Consider the following 15,269-nt stretch of genomic DNA (forward strand, 5'->3'; position numbering starts at 1 on the left):
CGCCGCATCGAATGAGCGGCTGACGGCGGCAGCATATCGGTTCGCGACGAGCGTCTCGGAGGTGAACGCCTGCATCGTGCGAATCGCGGAGAGGTTCTCGCTTGCAAACGACGACGACGCGGCGACTTCATCCTGCGCGATGCGGCTGTAACGGCGCACCGTGCGGCCATAAAGCACGAGCGGCACGATGATGACGGGAATCACCACGAGCACGAGAAGGCTCAGCTTGAGGCTCGTGAACACCATCAGCACGAGCGCGCCGATGAACATGACGGCGTTGCGCAGCACCTGGCTGACCGACGTTGAAACGGCGGCCTTGATCTGCGTCGTATCGGCGTTGAGGCGGGACATGATCTCGCCGGAGTGCGTCTTTTCGTAGAACGCGGCGCTCAACCTCGACAGGTGACGGAACACGTCCGCGCGCACGTCCGCGATGACGCGCTCGCCGAGCCAGGACACGCAATAGAAGCGTATCGCGCTCGATATGCCGAGCAGCGCCCCCACGGCGAATAACCCTGCGAAATAAATGTTGATCAGGCTCTGCTTTTCTGGTGAGAAGCCTCGGTCGATCATCTCCCTCACGGCAAACGGCAGCATCAGCGTTGCGGCGGAGGAGACGATCAGCGCGATGAGCGCGGCAATCGCGACGGCTTTATATTTCAGCACGTAAGGGCGCAGCAGTTGAAGCGGCTTCAGGTTAGCGCGGGAGCGGGCCTCACGTGCGGCAATTTCTCCCGGCTTGCGGTTTTCGCCGGCTGGGGCGGGCAGGTTCGAGCGGCGGTCGGCAAGGGTATGTAGGGTCACTTTGCACACTCTTCTGCGTAGCGCGCGCCTGTGTCACCGATTTTTCTCAATGAAACCAGCACGATGACGCTTAAACTTGTCACCATCTCACTTCGTCCTGTATAGCAACCCAAACCGCACAAATACAAGGCGCACATCGAAGCGCAAGAGGAAAGACCATGAAAAAGGATATTCATCCTGACTACCACAAGATAACGGTCGTCATGACGAACGGCGAGACGTTCGAAACTTTTTCCACCTACGGCCAGGAAGGCGGGAAGCTCAACCTGGACATCGACCCGAATTCGCACCCCGCGTGGACCGGCGGCAACCAGCAGCTTCTGGATCGCGGCGGCCGCGTGTCGAAGTTCAAGAAGAAGTTCGAAGGCTTCCTGAAGTAGGCCATTCAGCCAGCGGTTGGTGACGCGGCGAAGCACTCGCCGCCCTGTCACATAAATCGCAAAAAGCGAAAACTAGCGCTTGAGATGCGCGGCAACGCTTGTTATGTAGGGGTCATCGGCGACGCGCTGAAGCGCTTCGCCAGTCCCATGCGGGGGTGTAGCTCAGTCGGTTAGAGTGCCGGCCTGTCACGCCGGAGGTCGCGGGTTCGAGCCCCGTCACTCCCGCCATTTTTCCGAACGGCGCCGTTGTTTTGTCAACAGCCTGTCGGGTGTTTCTCCAAAGATCTCTTCGATTACCGATCCGCGAGCCTCGCGCCTCCCTTCGTAGCTTCGCGCTCAAATGCGGCGAAGCACGACAAGCGCCTCCCGCCCCGATCTACGAATCCAGATAGAAAAATTCCCATCCGGTCAGAGCGTTCAAGTGCCCGATGTCCTCCGGCGACAGGAAAACGATGGTCGCGTCGCCGTCGAGAAAAATCGCAAAGCGCTCATCGACATCTCCCGGAAGCCGCTCGTTCAGCCGAAAAATGACGGACCAATCGAAATCCTTGCCGTGAGCAAGTTCGAAGGGAGGAATTTCGGGGTCCGCATGGATCGTGATCGCGACGGGTTTTCCGAACTCGATCCGTTTGTGAGGATCGGATGCGTTCCTTGCCTCGACGCTTTTGACGGGCCACTTGTCGCCCGCGATCGCGATAAGGCTCGAAATCATCGCCGCGTAATCTGACGCTTCAGCGACATCGTAGCAATGGTCGTCGAAGCGAATCGCGTTTTCAAACGGCCTCGGACCATCCGCCTGGCCAGCCAGCGCAAAAAGCGCCCAATGCCCCAGTCCGGGCTCGCCTGCGAAGGAAATTCCGCGACATTCATAGGCGATGCTAGCCGCCACGCCAGCCGGATCGTCGCTGGCGGCGGGCGCGAGACACAAACCGACCTTCACGAGTTCGGTCATCGCTGCCTCTATATATCGGCCGTCTTCCGGCACGACCTCCCGACGCGCTGTGGCCGCGGCGGGCAGAACATTCGGGAGCGCTTTGGCCTCGCCCATTTCCGGCGTTGGCTTCCTGAAGATCCGACGAAACCACATTTGGATTTCCTCGTGAAAGACACCCTGCCGATCAGGCTGCGGCGGTCAAGCCTTGCGGACGAATTCCGACTTCAGGTTCAGCGCGCCGATGCCGTCAATCTTGCAGGCGATATTGTGGCCGTCCGTCGCGTCGGGAATGAGGCGAATGTTCTTCACCTTCGTGCCGACCTTGATCGCGCCAGATGCCCCCTTTACCTTCAATTCCTTGATGACCGTCACCGAATCGCCATCCGCGAGCACGGTTCCGTTCGAATCGCGCACGCCCGCGTTCTCCTCGGCCGGCGCGGAATCAGCCGCCGCATCCCCGCTCCATTCGTGGAAGCACTCCGGGCAGACCCAGAGATTTCCGTCGAAATAGGCATTTTCGGACTGGCACTTCGGGCAACGAGGGGTGGCGGTCATAAAAGCAATGTCCTGATCTGAGCGCCTCCGAGCATCGCCTTCGGCGATCTGCCCGCGTCCCGCTCTCCAACTACAAAAAAAGGCGCATATGGCACGCCGCAACGGTGTCCCGCACATCATTTCACCGACGATCAGCAGCGCACGAACGACGTTTTCCTAGCACGCCTCCTGGCGAAATGAAAATCGTTCGGCGCCCTTTGACACGGGGCGCAGGTAGGATCATGGGACAAAAAACAGGCTGGTGTGTTTCGCTGGCGGTGCGGGGCCAGCTGGAATTGCTGCCGCCATGTTGGACGGCTGCGCAGCGCCATTTTCCAATCAGGCGCCCCAACGCGATCTTGATTTTTTCGATCAAAATCGCAGACCAGTATATTTTCCTATTACTTGGCTATTTCTAGCAAACTTTCGCTATGTACCCCGCAAAAAGCGCCGTTGTTATAAAATATATTTTCGTGAGGGAGACGGCGGGCTATAATGCCCCCGAAATAAGGCGCAGGTGCTTCGTGAACGCTCCAATTGACGAAAAAGCTTCGGCCATTCTTCGCACGGGCGCTCCGCTTCCGGCGGAGGACGCCGTGTGGACCGTACTTCAGGCCGAGGCCGAACAGGCTCGCAGCGGGGAAGCGGCGCTTGCACCCCTTTACGATAGCATTCTCGGCGCGCCCACATTCGAAAGCGCCCTCATCGAAACGCTTGTCGCGCGGCTTGGCCATAACTCAATTGCCGCCCCGACGCTTCGCGCGAAATTCCGCACAGCGGCCGAAGCCGATCCGGCCATCGGCGCGGCGGGACGCGCGGACCTCAAAGCCGTGGTCGAGCGCGACCCCGCCTCTGGGAGGCTTCTGGAGCCGTTTCTGTTCTTCAAGGGCTTCGCCGCGATCCAGACGCACCGCTTCGCGCATTGGATGTGGGCCAACGGCAGGCCCGATTTCGCCCGCTATCTGCAAAGCCGGTCCTCGGAGGTTTTCCAGACCGACATCCACCCCGGAGCGGAATTCGGGCGCGGTCTTTTTCTCGACCATGCGACCGGCTTCGTCGCGGGCGAAACGGTGGTGATCGAAGACGACGTGTCCATCCTTCATGGCGTCACACTGGGAGGAACCGGCAACCAGAAGAAGGATCGCCATCCCAAGGTGCGCACGGGCGTGCTGATTGGGGCCGGCGCGATCATCCTCGGCGACATCGAAATCGGCGCCTTTTCGAAGATCGCGTCGGGCTCGTTCGTGACGCAGAGCGTGCCGCCACGCTGCACGGCGGTGGGCGTCCCCGCGCGGATCATCGAAGGCGCCGGGTCGACCAACCCGGCTCAGAGTATGGACCAGCACCTCGCGCTCGGCACCTACGAGTCGTTCACCTACGTAATCTGACGCGCCTTCCGATGCGGACGCCGCGCGCAAAAAAAGAAAAAGCGCAAGCAATGCCCGCGCTTTCCCTCCGACCCCCGAGATGGGCGAAACTACTTCAGCGGAACGTAGGAGCTGCCGAACTTGTAGCCGATACCCGCGCCGACGATGATCGGATCGATATCGACCTTGGTGCGGACGAGCGTATCGCTACCCTTCAGACGAACGCTCGCATCGGTGTCGAGGAAGAGATACTTGAAGTCGAAGTTCAGGAACCAGTTGCCCGAAAGCTTGTAGTCGAAGCCGGCCTGAAGAGCGAGCCCCCAAGCGTTGTCGAGTTTCAGATCCTTGAAGTTGCTGCCCTCATCTTCACCAAAGAACACCGTGTAATTAACGCCGACGCCTGCATAAGGCTTGAACGCCGTGCCTGTATCGAGGTGATACTGCAACGTTACCGTGGGAGGCAGCAGCCACACATCGGCGATATTACCGAGGGAGCGAATGTCACCCTTCGCGTCGATCGTGTGCGGCGTCACGCCTGCGATTACTTCCACGGCGATGTTCTTCGTCAGGAAGTAGGTGATGTCGAGTTCTGGAATGCCGGAGGTCGAGATCGAGAGGTCGGCCGTCGAAGACCTACCCCCGCCGATAACCCAATCCTTCGAATTATACTGCGGGATCACGGCGAGACCGCGCGCACGCACGAAGATATCGCCCGGGTTCGTCCAGGACTCGACAACGACCGGCGCATCCTTGTAGCCGCCCGCGCCGTACAGATCGGCGGCATTGGCGCCACCCATCGCCATTACGCCCGCCACAGCGGCGTAAGCAATATTTTTCATTTCTAAACCCCCGTACCCAGTTTCTTGAGAGTCGGCACCCCGCCGACACACTCACAGCAAAAGGCCTTCGGGGACGACAAGTCAATTATATGCATTCCAGTATTCGTCACTATCCGGACGGAAGTGGCACCCATACAACAGCAGCTTCATCTACGTCTAAAGCGCGATTATCCATGTTATGGACTCTCCGTTTCACATAAAAAAGCCGTCTATGGCCGCTTCGCTAAGATGTAATTCTGATTTCTATCGAACCGCGCACGTTTTGTTCCCATTAATCGCAGTTTTTAAACTTGCCCGTTCCGCGGCGTGGCTTCCTTGACAAATCTCAAATGCTCAAGGCTGGGCTTGATAATTCGCAAAATCTGGTATGTCGCAAACGGGAAGCTTTGCAGCTTGCGCCTGTTCCGAAGCGGCAACGCGCCGGTGAGCGTACCGCACGAGCCGCTTTGCCGCAGTCTGCCGTCCCGCACGGTTCCGGGCACGACAGCGCGATGCATCGGTTGTTTTCAACCTTGGCGTGCCAGGAAACACAAAATTTGCCCTTTCCTGCCAAAGTGCAGCCGAGTTCAAAAAAGAATGTCCGGGTCTTCGGGAGGACAAACAATGACGAAACCTCACCTCTTTTTCGCTGCGCTGTGTCTGGCGGGCGTCGCGGGAACGAGCGTAAGGGCCCAGAACGCAGGAACAGTCCCTGATGCCGTCAAAGAGCCTGGTTCCGTCGCGGTGCAGGCCCAAGCTCCCGAGACGCCTCCCGCCAAGGCCGAAAACCCCGAATCGCTCGCCGCCGCCAACGCCGAAGGGGGCGTTCTCGGAAAGATCAAGGCGGCTGGCGCGATCACGCTCGGCTACCGCGAGGCGGCCGCGCCATTTTCGTATGCGGTGGACCAGAACGCGGCCGGTTTCGCCGTCGATTTGTGCGGCCTTGTCGCCGAAAAGGTGAAGGAGAAGCTCGCCCTTCCCGAGCTGAAGGTCGTGTGGCGCGCGACAGCCGACACGGACCGCGCCGCGCTTGTCTCGAAACGCGACATCGACATCGATTGCGCCGCCACGCCCGAAACAGCCCCGCTTGGCGATGCGGCGGAGTTTTCCGCGCCGGTGTACGTGTCCGAACTTCGCTTTATCGTGCCGTCGAAGCTGCGCCCCGAAGCGGAGGGCTTTCGCCGCCGCCGCGCCGACTTCAAGACGCCGGCCGCCATCGACGACCTGAAAGGCAAGACCGTCGTGCTGCTGCAAGGTTCGCCCGGCCTGCCTTATGTCCTTGGCCAAAGCGTCGAGCGCTATCTCGGCATCTCCGTCGTGTACGCGAAGACCCCCGCCGAGGCGTTCAAGCTGGTCGAGACGGGCGCGGCGGCCGCCTATCTCGATGATGACGCGATACTCATCGGCCTGAAGGCGGGGACTAAGTCGCCTGACGGCTTCCTGTTCCTGAACAGCGGGCAGCCGGGCGCCGATTACGCGCTTGTCCTGCCGAAGGATGAGCTGCTGAAGGATCTCGCCGACGCCGCCATCCTCGACGCGGTGAAGTCCGGAGAATACGAGAAGCTCTACGCGAAGTGGCTCGAGAACCCAATCCCGCCGAAGAACCTCACCCTCGCCTATCCCATGACCGAGCGGCTGAAGCAGTTCGTAAAAGACCCGGCGGCGGCGACGGAATAGGCGGCGACACGGCTCAGGTCACGCCCCAATCCTTGAAGCGCGGCCTCGCCGCCTTCGCCCGGCGTGCCGCGCGCGCCACGGGCTTCGAGCGTGAGAAACGCGGCGAGGCGGCGGTGCGGCAGCGGGCGCATGCCGCGCCCGCCATTCTGATGCGTCGCCGCACGGTGCGGCAAGTGCTCCTTGAAACGCGCTTTCGACAAGCTCAAGGCGCGTTTCAAGTGTTTCGTCTGAGCATGATCTTACCGCAAAACCCGCAACCACTTTTGCGGATCATGCCCTAAGCAGCAGCCTTCGCCGCCGGATAGAACGTCCGCCCTTCCGCCGCCATGTCGCGCAACAGCTTCGGCGGCGAGAACCGCTCGCCGTAATTAGCCGCGAGCCGCTCGCACTCCGCGACGACATTCGCGATGCCGATACCGTCGAGCATGGAAAGAGGCCCGCCGGTATAGGGCGCGAAGCCTAGGCCGAAGATGCCGCCCACGTCGCCGTCTTCGGGGTCGGTGAGCACGCCCTCTTCCATGGTCCGCACCGCGTCGAGCGCCTGCGCGAAGAGGAGCCGCTTCTTGAGGTCGTCGATGCTCGGCCACTCGCTTTCCGGCTTCACCGGGAACAGCTCCGCAAGCCCCGGCCACAGCGTCTTCTGCCCGCCCTCGGGATACTCGTAGAAGCCTTTGCCGTTCTTGCGGCCCGCGCGGCCATTCTTGACGTACATGGCTTCCATCACGCCGATGGCCGCGCTGGGCTTATACGCGTCGCCGAGGTCGATTTCGGCCGCCTTGTGGATCTTCCAGCCGAGGTCGATGGCGGTTTCGTCGGCGAGCGCGAGCGGCCCGACCGGCATGCCCGCGAGCTTGCCCGCATTCTCGACCAGCGCCGCCGGAATGCCTTCCGTCAGCATGATCTCGCCCTCGCCGATATAGTTCATGCAGAAGCGCGAGGTGAAGAAGCCGCGACCGTCATTGACGACGATGGGTGTCTTCCTGATCGCCTGCACGAAGTCCAGCGTGACCGCCAGCGCCTCGTCACTCGTCTTGTTGCCGCGAATGATCTCCACAAGCGGCATCTTCTCGGCGGGCGAAAAGAAGTGGATGCCGATGAACTTCTCAGGCCGTTCGCTCGCTTCCGCGAGGCTCGTGATCGGGATGGTGGAGGTATTCGAGCCGAAGATCACGTCGGGCCGGATCACGGCTTCGACCTTTTTCGTCACGTCGGCCTTGATGGCGCGATCCTCGAACACCGCCTCGATGATGTAATCGACATCCGCAAGGTCGGCGTAATCGGCGGTAGCGTGGATACGAGCCAGCAGCGCTTCGCCCTCGACCTCAGCCATCTTGCGGCGCGAAACGGCCTTCTCGACGAGCTTCCGCGCATAGCCCTTGCCGCGCTCGGCCGCTTCCACGTCCCGGTCGAGCAGCACCACTTCGATGCCGTTCGACGCCGCGACATAGGCGATGGCCGCGCCCATCATGCCTGCGCCCAGCATACCGATCTTCTTGAACTTCGCCTTCGGCACGCCCTGCGGACGGCGAACGAGCTTGTCGGCCCTGCCCTTGTTCACGAACAGCGTGCGGATCATCGCGGGCGCGACCGGGCCGCGCAGCAGCGAGAGGAAATATTTCGCCTCGATCTTGAGCCCGAGGTCGATCGGCACCTGCGTGCCCTCATACACCGCCGAGAGGATCGCCTGCGCGGCCGGATAATTGCCGAGCGTCTTATCGCGCGTCATGGCGTTGGCGGCCATGAAAAGCTGCGCCGCTGCGGGATGCATGCCGCCCGCGCCGCCCGGCACCTTGAAGCCGCGCTCGTCCCACGGCTGGACTGATTTCGCCTGCGGGGACAGAAGCCACGCCTTCGCCTTTGCGAGAAGCTCAGCCGCGGGCACGACATCGTGGATAAGGCCGGACGACTTCGCCTGCGCGGGGCTCAGATGCTTACCTTCAAGCAGCAGCGGCGCGGACGCCATGATGCCGATGAGGCGAGGAATGCGCTGCGTGCCGCCCGCGCCCGGCAGAAGGCCAACCTGCACCTCGGGCTGGCCGATCTTGATCGACTCGTCGTCCGCCGCGACGCGGTAATGCGTGGCGAGCGCGATCTCGAAGCCGCCGCCGAGCGCCGTACCGTTGATCGCGGTCGCGACCGGCTTGCCGATGGTTTCGAGGCGACGCAGCACCTCGGTGAGACGCGACGAGACCTTCAGCGCCTCGGCGGCCGGAGCATTACGCGCGTGCTCGATCATGCCCGACATGCCGATGAGGTCCGCGCCCGCGACGAAGCTCGACTTGCCGGACGTAATCACGATGCCCTTTACGCTCGAATCGGCGGCGGCGCGCTCGATGGCCTCGCTGAGTTCCTCGGTGAATTCCGGGCTGATGACGTTCATCGACTTGCCCGGCTGGTCGATGGTGAGCGTGGCGATGCCGTCCGCGTCGACTTGATAGGAGATGCTGCTCATGGTCGTTTCCTGTTTTGCTCTTGCGCGGCCGAATTAAACGAGTTCGAGGATGGTGGCGGTGCCCATGCCCGCGCCGATGCACAGCGTAACGAGGCCCGTGGCCGCGCCGCGCCGCTCCATCTCGTCGAGAAGAGTGCCGAGCACCATCGCGCCGGTCGCGCCGAGCGGATGGCCCATGGCGATGGCGCCGCCATTCACGTTGAGCTTGTCGGGGGCGATGTCGAGCAGATCGCGGAAGCGCAGCACCACCGACGCGAACGCCTCATTGAGTTCCCACAGGTCGATGTCGGCCTTCGTCATGCCGGCCTTGGCAAGCGCGCGCTCGGCGGCGAAGCTCGGTCCCGTGAGCATGATGGTCGGTTCCGATCCGATGGACGCGAAACTGCGGATGCGCGCGCGCGGCTTGATGCCCGCCTTTTCGCCCGCCTCTTTCGAGCCGATGAGCGCCACGGCCGCGCCGTCCACGATGCCGGACGAGTTGCCGGGCGTATGCACGTGGTCGATACGCTCGTTTTCCGGGTATTTCTGGAGCGCCACGCCGTCGAAGCCGTAGTTCTTGCCCATGTCCGCGAAGGACGGCTTCAGGCTGCCTAGCGACTGCATGGACGCGTCGGGGCGGATCATCTCGTCCCTGTCGAGGAGCGTGATGCCGAGGATGTCCTTCACCGGCACGATGGACTTCGCGAACCGGCCCTCCGCCCAGGACTGCGCCGCGCGTTTGTGGCTCTCGACCGAATAGGCGTCGACGTCGTCGCGGCTGTAGCCCCACTTCGTCGCGATGAGGTCGGCGCTGATGCCCTGCGGCACGAAGTAGGTGGAGAACGCGACCGCCGGATCGATGGGCCACGCGCCGCCGTCGGACGCCATGGGCACGCGGCTCATGCTTTCCACGCCGCCGCCGATGATGAAGGGCGACTGGCCCGACATGACCTTCGCCGCCGCCATGTTGATCGCTTCGAGGCCGGACGCGCAGAAGCGGTTTACCTGCACGCCGGGCACGGTTTCATCGAGGCCCGAGATGAGCGAGGCGGAGCGCGCGATGTCCGCTCCCTGCTCGCCGACGGGCGAGACGCAGCCGAGGATCACGTCTTCCACATCCCTCGTGTCGAGGCCGGGATTGCGCTCCTGCACGGCGTCGAGCATTTGCGCCGCAAGCTTGACGGGCGTCACCTCATGCAGTGCGCCGTCTTTCTTGCCTTTGCCGCGCGGGGTGCGCACGGCGTCGAAAACATAGGCATCGACCATGGTTCGTCCTCCCTGACTATGCGCGCGCGGGCGCATTCGCGCAGCCCGGCGACGTCCGTTATGATTTCATTGTTGCCCCGTCACCCGGCGGTGCGGCGGCTCTTTTTATGCGGCGCGTCGGCGGCCTCGCCATCGCCCGCGGTCTTGCAGGGCGTGCCATCTTCGGCGAGAAAGCGCAGACACTGCGCGTGAATATCGCGAAGCTCTTCGAGCGTCTTGACAATATCCGCCTGCTTTTGCTCCAGTTCCGCGATCATCGCGGCCGAGCGGTCGGCGAGGAACGACACCTGCAGCGGACGCCCCTCGCCCCGGCTTCCGTAGAGTTCGAGAAACTGCTGCACCTCCGCGAGCGAGAAGCCGATGGACTTCGCGCGCAGGATGAGCTTCAGCCGGGCGCGATCCCGCCTCGTGTAGACGCGACCGCCATTCGCACGCACGGGAGCGAGCAGTTCCTTCGCTTCGTAAAAGCGAATGGCGCGCGCCGTGATCCCGAGTTCCGCCGCAAGCTCCGCGATACCGTAGAGCTTCTCGGAATTGGATGAATCGGCCTTGGCTCGCTGGCGTACGGCGGTCAATGCATTCCGGCTTTCTGGTGCTCCGGTTCAATCCGCGTCCGAGATGCGCCCGAACGCGGGTTAGTCGATCGAAATTTTTGCTTCAGACGATCTGCCCGAGCTTCATGGCGAGGCCCATGTCGCCATCGACGCGCATCTTGCCCTGCATGAAGGCGGACGTCGGCTGAAGGCGACCGTGGATCAGGTCCGAGAAGTCGCCCGCGCTCATGCTGATGGTGCATTTCGCCGGGTCGTTCTTGTTGACCGCGACCGTGTTGGCGGCGCCTGTGCCGTCGATGTAGAGACAGCCCGCTTCGCCGAGGTCGAATTTCACGCTGCCGCCGAGGGGAGACTTGCTTCCCACGCGCTTCGTCAGGGCGTCGGCCACTTCGTTGAGATCCATCATGCGCTCCTTGTTCGTTTCGGAACGGAAGGTAGCGCATCCGGTTGTCATTAACAAGATGCGGTTGACGTATACGTCAGGCTAATGCCGTTGCATGCGAAAACAGGTCGGAACGCGTTGACGCATGCGTCACCCCTGCGTTAGCTTCTCTGACAAAAATATCAGGGGACGGAGCGCATGAGCGAGGCAGGCAGCTACCGCAGCATCTTCCGGCCGGGCCTGTTCGCCGGACAGGTGCATATCGTCACGGGCGGCGGCACCGGGATCGGGCGTTGCACCGCGCATGAACTGGCGAGCCTCGGCGCAATCGTCGTCCTCGTCGGCCGCAAGGAAGACCGCCTCGCCGCCACCGCCACCGAGATCGCGGAGGACGGCGGCACCGCCTCGCACGCCGTCTGCGACATCCGCGACGAGGACGCAGTGAGGGCGCTCGTCTGCGGCATCGTCGCGCGACACGGACGCATCCACGGGCTCGTCAATAACGCAGGCGGTCAATTCCCCGCGCCGCTCATGGCGATCCCGAAAAAGGGCTTCGACGCCGTGGTCGCGACAAACCTCACCGGCGGCTTTCTCATGATGCGCGAGGTGTTCATGCAGTCGATGCGCGCGCATGGCGGCGCAATCGTGAACATGGCCGCCGACATGTGGAACGGCATGCCCGGCATGGGCCATTCGGGCGCGGCACGGGCGGGCATGGTGAACCTCACCAAGAAGGCGCTCATCCCGAAGCTCAAGGATCACGTGCCGCTGCGCCGTCTCGGCACCGAGGCGGAGGTTTCCGCTGCGATCTGCTTCCTCTTGTCGGAGGGCGCGGCGTTCATCAACGGCACGACGATCCAGATCGACGGCGGCGCGCCACTCGGCAACCCGCTGTTCGACATGGGAACAAGTCAGCCTACCCACGAATTCAACGGCTTTCACCGCGCCGCGAAGCCGAAGGTGCTCGACTCGAAGGACGAAAGCTGATGCCGCCTTTTGCCTCGAAGATCGCGCCGGGCTCCGAAGCCTTCAAGGCAAACGCGGCGGCGATGCTGGCCAAGGTGGAGGCGTTTCGCGCCGCTGAACGCGCCGTCATCGCCCACTCCGCGAAGGCCGCCGACAAGTTCGCCGCGCGCGGCCAGCTTCTGCCGCGCGAGCGCGTCACGCGGCTTCTCGATCCGGGCACGCCGTTCCTCGAACTGTCGACGCTCGCGGGCCTCGGCATGCATGACGACGATGGCGAGACGCGTGCGATGGGTGGCGGCAGCGTCATCGGCATCGGCGTTGTGTCGGGCAAGCGCGTGCTGGTGTCGGCGAGCGACTCGGCGATCAAGGGCGGCACCGTTTCGCCCATGGGCTTGCGCAAGGCGCTGCGCGCGCAGGAGATCGCGCTCGAAAACAAGCTTCCGCTGATCTATCTCGTCGAATCGGGCGGCGCGAACCTTCTCTATCAGGCCGAGATGTTCGTGGAGGGCGGGCGCAGCTTCGCCAATCAGGCGCGGCTTTCGGCGGCGGGCATTCCGCAAATCGCGGTCGTGCATGGCTCTTCGACGGCGGGCGGCGCTTATCTGCCGGGCCTCTCCGATTACGTGATCCTGGTGCGGGATCGCAGCAAGATTTTCCTCGCGGGGCCGCCGCTGGTTAAGGCGGCCATCGGCGAAGACACCACGGACGAAGCGCTTGGCGGCACCGACCTGCACGCAACCGTGACCGGGCTCGGCGAGTTCGTGGCGCGCGACGACGCTCACGCCATCCAGCTTGCGCGCGATCTTCTGGCGAAGCTCAAATGGGACCGCGCCCCCGCCCGCGCGAAGGCCGCACCGCCGAAATACGACGCCGAAGAAATCCTCGGGCTGGTGCCCGTCTCCGAGCGCGAGCCTTACGACGTGCGCGAGATCATCGCCCGAATCGTCGACGGCTCCGACTTCCTCGACTTCAAGCGCGATTACGGTGCGGAGATCGTCTGCGGCTTTGCGGCGATTAACGGCTTCGAGGTCGGCATCCTCGGCAACAACGGCGCAATCCAGCCGGACGGCTCGACCAAGGCCGCGCAATTCATCCAGGCGTGCGACCAGACCGGCACGCCGCTCGTCTTCCTGCAAAACACCACCGGCTATATGGTCGGCAGCGCGGCCGAGCGCGGCGGCGCGATCAAGCACGGCTCGAAGATGATCCAGGCGGTGGCGAACGCGCGCGTGCCGAAATTCACGATGCTCGTCGGCGGCTCGTATGGCGCGGGCAATTACGGCATGTGCGGGCGCGGCTTCGATCCGCGCTTCATCTTTTCGTGGCCGAACGCCCGCGTTGCCGTAATGGGCGGAGCGCAGGCGGCGAAGGTAATGGAGATGATTACGCGCGCGAAATTCGAGAAGGCGGGCGGCGTGAACGAGCCGGTGCTGAAGCAGATGGCGCAGGCGATCGAGGCCCAGCTCGACCGCGAATCGACCGCGCTCTATGCGACCGCGCGCCTTTGGGACGACGGGATCATCGATCCCCGCGACACGCGCGCCGTGCTTTCGCTGTGTCTGTCGCTCGCTGCCGAAGCCGAGGCGCGCAATCTTCACCCGAACGCCTTCGGCGTCGCGCGGCTTTAAAGACCGAATGTCAAGGAAAGACTCTGATATGTTAGCGGTATGTTAGCGCTTCATCGCTGTTGAGCTATCGACCTAGGATTTTGTTAGAAATCGCGCGCCTATCATCATAACTGGATTGCAAGAGGACATGACGAAGGAGAAAGACCCGGCCGGCGCGGAGCTTGCCGCGAAGCATTCGCGCGATGAGGACAAGAAGAAGCGCCTCGCCGCCGCGCTTCGTCGCAATATCGCCCGGCGAAAAGACTCGAAACAGACCGATTCCGGCGGCAACCCCGACACCCATTAGGGGCTTTCCGCACTTGCGGGGCGCGCAGGCCTCGTCTAGCGTGCCGCGCTTACGCCGCTTTCTACGGGCAATCGGCGCCATCAATTCAACCGGCGGGCATCATGGATAGAATTCGCATAGTCGGCGGACGTCACCTGAACGGCACCATCCCGATCAGCGGCGCGAAGAACGCGGCGTTGCCGCTGATGATCGCGAGCCTGCTCACGCCGGAGACGGTCACGCTGAAGAACGTGCCGAACCTCGCCGATGTGAGCCTTCTCATCCGCATCTTGCGCAATCACGGCACCGATGCGGCTTTCGACGGCAAGCGCGCGAACGGCCATGTCCATCAGGGCGATACGATCCATTTCACCGCGCGCGACATCGTGGACACCACCGCGCCCTACGACCTAGTGCGCCGCATGCGCGCGAGCTTCTGGGTGCTGGGGCCGCTGTTGGCTCGCGAAGGCCGGGCGCGCGTCTCGCTTCCGGGCGGCTGCGCCATCGGCACGCGCCCCGTGGACCTGCATCTGACGGGCCTTCAGGCGCTTGGCGCGGACATCAAGCTCGACGGCGGCTATGTGGTTGCGAGCGCGCCGGGCGGCCTCAAGGGCGGCGTCGTGCGCTTTCCGAAGATCTCCGTCGGCGCGACGCATAACGTGCTGATGGCCGCGACGCTGGCGAAGGGCGAGGTCGTCATCGAAAACGCGGCCTGCGAGCCGGAGGTGGTCGATGTCGCGGCTTGCCTTTCCAAGATGGGCGCGAAGATCGAGGGCGCGGGCACGCCGACCATTCACATTCAGGGCGTCGACGAACTCGAAGGCGCGACCCACACGGTGCTCCCCGACCGGATCGAGACCGGCACCTACGCCATGGCTGTGGCGGCCGCCGGCGGCGACGTCACGCTCGAAGGCGCGCGCGGCGATCTGCTGCCGGGCGTGCTCGACCTGCTTCGCAATGCGGGCGTCGAGATCGCCGAAACGAATCGCGGCATCCGCGTGACGCGCAACGGCGCGGCGCTTCGCCCCGTGACCGTCGAGACGGAGCCCTTCCCCGGCTTCCCGACCGACCTTCAGGCGCAGCTCATGGCGCTGATGTGCCGGGCGGACGGCGTCTCCGAAATCCGCGAAACGATTTTCGAGAACCGCTTCATGCACGTATCCGAATTGACGCGCCTTGGCGCGGACATCGAGGTGAAGGGCGACATGGCTCGCGTGAAGGGCGTGCCGAGGCTGCACGGCGCGGAAGTGATGGCGACAGATC

At 63.2% G+C, this 15,269-nt stretch carries 17 protein-coding genes and 1 tRNA gene; 9 read left to right on the forward strand and 9 right to left on the reverse strand.

Features of this window, described 5'->3' with window-relative positions:
- The coding region (locus tag T281_RS11755) for an ABC transporter transmembrane domain-containing protein (protein ID WP_037239052.1) at positions 1-804 on the reverse strand (804 nt) is incomplete at its 3' end.
- Positions 805-962: 158 nt separating this feature from the next.
- Between T281_RS11755 and rpmE the strand changes: the two genes are divergently transcribed.
- Together rpmE and T281_RS11765 are read left to right on the forward strand one after the other, a co-directional pair.
- Positions 963-1,184, forward strand: a complete 222-nt coding sequence (rpmE, locus tag T281_RS11760) for a 50S ribosomal protein L31 (protein WP_013418249.1) — start codon at positions 963-965, stop codon at positions 1,182-1,184.
- A 151-nt stretch (positions 1,185-1,335) separates the two neighbouring features.
- A tRNA-Asp gene (locus T281_RS11765) sits at positions 1,336-1,412 on the forward strand.
- Positions 1,413-1,560: 148 nt separating this feature from the next.
- Here T281_RS11765 and T281_RS11770 read toward each other — a convergent pair.
- Positions 1,561-2,271: a hypothetical protein gene (locus tag T281_RS11770; protein WP_155955220.1), complete on the reverse strand. Its 711-nt coding sequence runs from the start codon at positions 2,269-2,271 to the stop codon at positions 1,561-1,563.
- Positions 2,272-2,316: 45 nt separating this feature from the next.
- A complete protein-coding gene (locus tag T281_RS11775) occupies positions 2,317-2,673 on the reverse strand; it encodes a zinc ribbon domain-containing protein YjdM (RefSeq protein WP_037239020.1) in 357 nt (118 codons plus the stop codon).
- 221 nt (positions 2,674-2,894) lie between these two features.
- Here T281_RS11775 and T281_RS19135 point away from each other — a divergent pair, with 221 nt between their 5' ends.
- Complete coding sequence (locus tag T281_RS19135) at positions 2,895-3,071, forward strand: hypothetical protein (RefSeq protein ID WP_162173164.1); 177 nt, start codon at positions 2,895-2,897, stop codon at positions 3,069-3,071.
- Positions 3,072-3,188: 117 nt separating this feature from the next.
- Positions 3,189-4,040, forward strand: coding sequence for a serine O-acetyltransferase (gene cysE, locus T281_RS11780; protein WP_052037415.1), 852 nt, complete (start codon positions 3,189-3,191; stop codon positions 4,038-4,040).
- 89 nt (positions 4,041-4,129) lie between these two features.
- On the opposite strand, the gene T281_RS11785 is transcribed toward cysE, so the two are convergent.
- Positions 4,130-4,858: an OmpW/AlkL family protein gene (locus tag T281_RS11785; RefSeq protein ID WP_037239022.1), complete on the reverse strand. Its 729-nt coding sequence runs from the start codon at positions 4,856-4,858 to the stop codon at positions 4,130-4,132.
- 603 nt (positions 4,859-5,461) lie between these two features.
- On the opposite strand from T281_RS11785, the gene T281_RS11795 reads away from it, so the two are divergent.
- Positions 5,462-6,514 carry an amino acid ABC transporter substrate-binding protein gene (locus tag T281_RS11795; protein WP_037239026.1) on the forward strand — a complete coding sequence of 351 codons (1,053 nt, stop codon included), beginning with the start codon at positions 5,462-5,464 and terminating at the stop codon, positions 6,512-6,514.
- Here T281_RS11795 and T281_RS18800 read toward each other — a convergent pair.
- The 5 genes from T281_RS18800 to T281_RS11820 all read right to left on the reverse strand — a co-directional run bounded on the left by T281_RS18800 (position 6,454) and on the right by T281_RS11820 (position 11,171).
- The gene (locus T281_RS18800; RefSeq protein ID WP_155955221.1) at positions 6,454-6,720 is read right to left on the reverse strand and encodes a hypothetical protein; all 267 of its coding nucleotides are present in this window, start codon (positions 6,718-6,720) and stop codon (positions 6,454-6,456) included. The two genes, T281_RS11795 and T281_RS18800, sit on opposite strands and share 61 nt — an antisense overlap.
- Before the next feature lie 71 nt (positions 6,721-6,791).
- Entirely contained in the window at positions 6,792-8,966 is a 2,175-nt protein-coding gene (locus tag T281_RS11805; RefSeq protein ID WP_037239030.1) for a 3-hydroxyacyl-CoA dehydrogenase NAD-binding domain-containing protein, read from the reverse strand.
- A gap of 33 nt (positions 8,967-8,999) precedes the next feature.
- Positions 9,000-10,211 (reverse strand): acetyl-CoA C-acetyltransferase, encoded by a 1,212-nt coding sequence (locus tag T281_RS11810; RefSeq protein WP_037239044.1) that lies wholly within the window; start codon positions 10,209-10,211, stop codon positions 9,000-9,002.
- A gap of 80 nt (positions 10,212-10,291) precedes the next feature.
- A complete protein-coding gene (locus T281_RS11815) occupies positions 10,292-10,786 on the reverse strand; it encodes a MerR family transcriptional regulator (protein ID WP_037239046.1) in 495 nt (164 codons plus the stop codon).
- Positions 10,787-10,868: 82 nt separating this feature from the next.
- Complete coding sequence (locus T281_RS11820) at positions 10,869-11,171, reverse strand: SCP2 sterol-binding domain-containing protein (protein WP_037239058.1); 303 nt, start codon at positions 11,169-11,171, stop codon at positions 10,869-10,871.
- Between the two features lie 174 nt (positions 11,172-11,345).
- On the opposite strand from T281_RS11820, the gene T281_RS11825 reads away from it, so the two are divergent.
- From T281_RS11825 to murA, 4 genes are all read left to right on the forward strand, one after another.
- Positions 11,346-12,134, forward strand: coding sequence for an SDR family oxidoreductase (locus tag T281_RS11825; protein WP_037239047.1), 789 nt, complete (start codon positions 11,346-11,348; stop codon positions 12,132-12,134).
- Entirely contained in the window at positions 12,134-13,741 is a 1,608-nt protein-coding gene (locus T281_RS11830; RefSeq protein WP_037239048.1) for an acyl-CoA carboxylase subunit beta, read from the forward strand. Before T281_RS11825 ends, T281_RS11830 begins: the two co-directional genes overlap by 1 nt.
- A gap of 127 nt (positions 13,742-13,868) precedes the next feature.
- A complete protein-coding gene (locus T281_RS18805) occupies positions 13,869-14,027 on the forward strand; it encodes a hypothetical protein (RefSeq protein ID WP_155955222.1) in 159 nt (52 codons plus the stop codon).
- Positions 14,028-14,128: 101 nt separating this feature from the next.
- Positions 14,129-15,269 (forward strand): UDP-N-acetylglucosamine 1-carboxyvinyltransferase (murA, locus tag T281_RS11835; RefSeq protein ID WP_037239050.1); only part of this gene is annotated, 1,141 nt, incomplete at its 3' end.

This window comes from Rhodomicrobium udaipurense JA643 (assembly GCF_000636015.1).
GTDB classification, from domain to species: Bacteria; Pseudomonadota; Alphaproteobacteria; order Rhizobiales; family Rhodomicrobiaceae; genus Rhodomicrobium; species Rhodomicrobium udaipurense.

Bases quoted from the DNA above. Each gene is read 5' to 3' on its own strand.
- rpmE (WP_013418249.1), top strand. From the start codon at position 963: ATGAAAAAGGATATTCATCCTGACTACCACAAGATAACGGTCGTCATG.
- T281_RS11770 (WP_155955220.1), bottom strand. From the start codon at position 2,271: ATGTGGTTTCGTCGGATCTTCAGGAAGCCAACGCCGGAAATGGGCGAG.
- T281_RS11775 (WP_037239020.1), bottom strand. From the start codon at position 2,673: ATGACCGCCACCCCTCGTTGCCCGAAGTGCCAGTCCGAAAATGCCTAT.
- T281_RS19135 (WP_162173164.1), top strand. From the start codon at position 2,895: ATGGGACAAAAAACAGGCTGGTGTGTTTCGCTGGCGGTGCGGGGCCAG.
- T281_RS11785 (WP_037239022.1), bottom strand. From the start codon at position 4,858: ATGAAAAATATTGCTTACGCCGCTGTGGCGGGCGTAATGGCGATGGGT.
- T281_RS11795 (WP_037239026.1), top strand. From the start codon at position 5,462: ATGACGAAACCTCACCTCTTTTTCGCTGCGCTGTGTCTGGCGGGCGTC.
- T281_RS11805 (WP_037239030.1), bottom strand. From the start codon at position 8,966: ATGAGCAGCATCTCCTATCAAGTCGACGCGGACGGCATCGCCACGCTC.
- T281_RS11810 (WP_037239044.1), bottom strand. From the start codon at position 10,211: ATGGTCGATGCCTATGTTTTCGACGCCGTGCGCACCCCGCGCGGCAAA.
- T281_RS11820 (WP_037239058.1), bottom strand. From the start codon at position 11,171: ATGATGGATCTCAACGAAGTGGCCGACGCCCTGACGAAGCGCGTGGGA.
- T281_RS11825 (WP_037239047.1), top strand. From the start codon at position 11,346: ATGAGCGAGGCAGGCAGCTACCGCAGCATCTTCCGGCCGGGCCTGTTC.
- T281_RS11830 (WP_037239048.1), top strand. From the start codon at position 12,134: ATGCCGCCTTTTGCCTCGAAGATCGCGCCGGGCTCCGAAGCCTTCAAG.
- T281_RS18805 (WP_155955222.1), top strand. From the start codon at position 13,869: ATGACGAAGGAGAAAGACCCGGCCGGCGCGGAGCTTGCCGCGAAGCAT.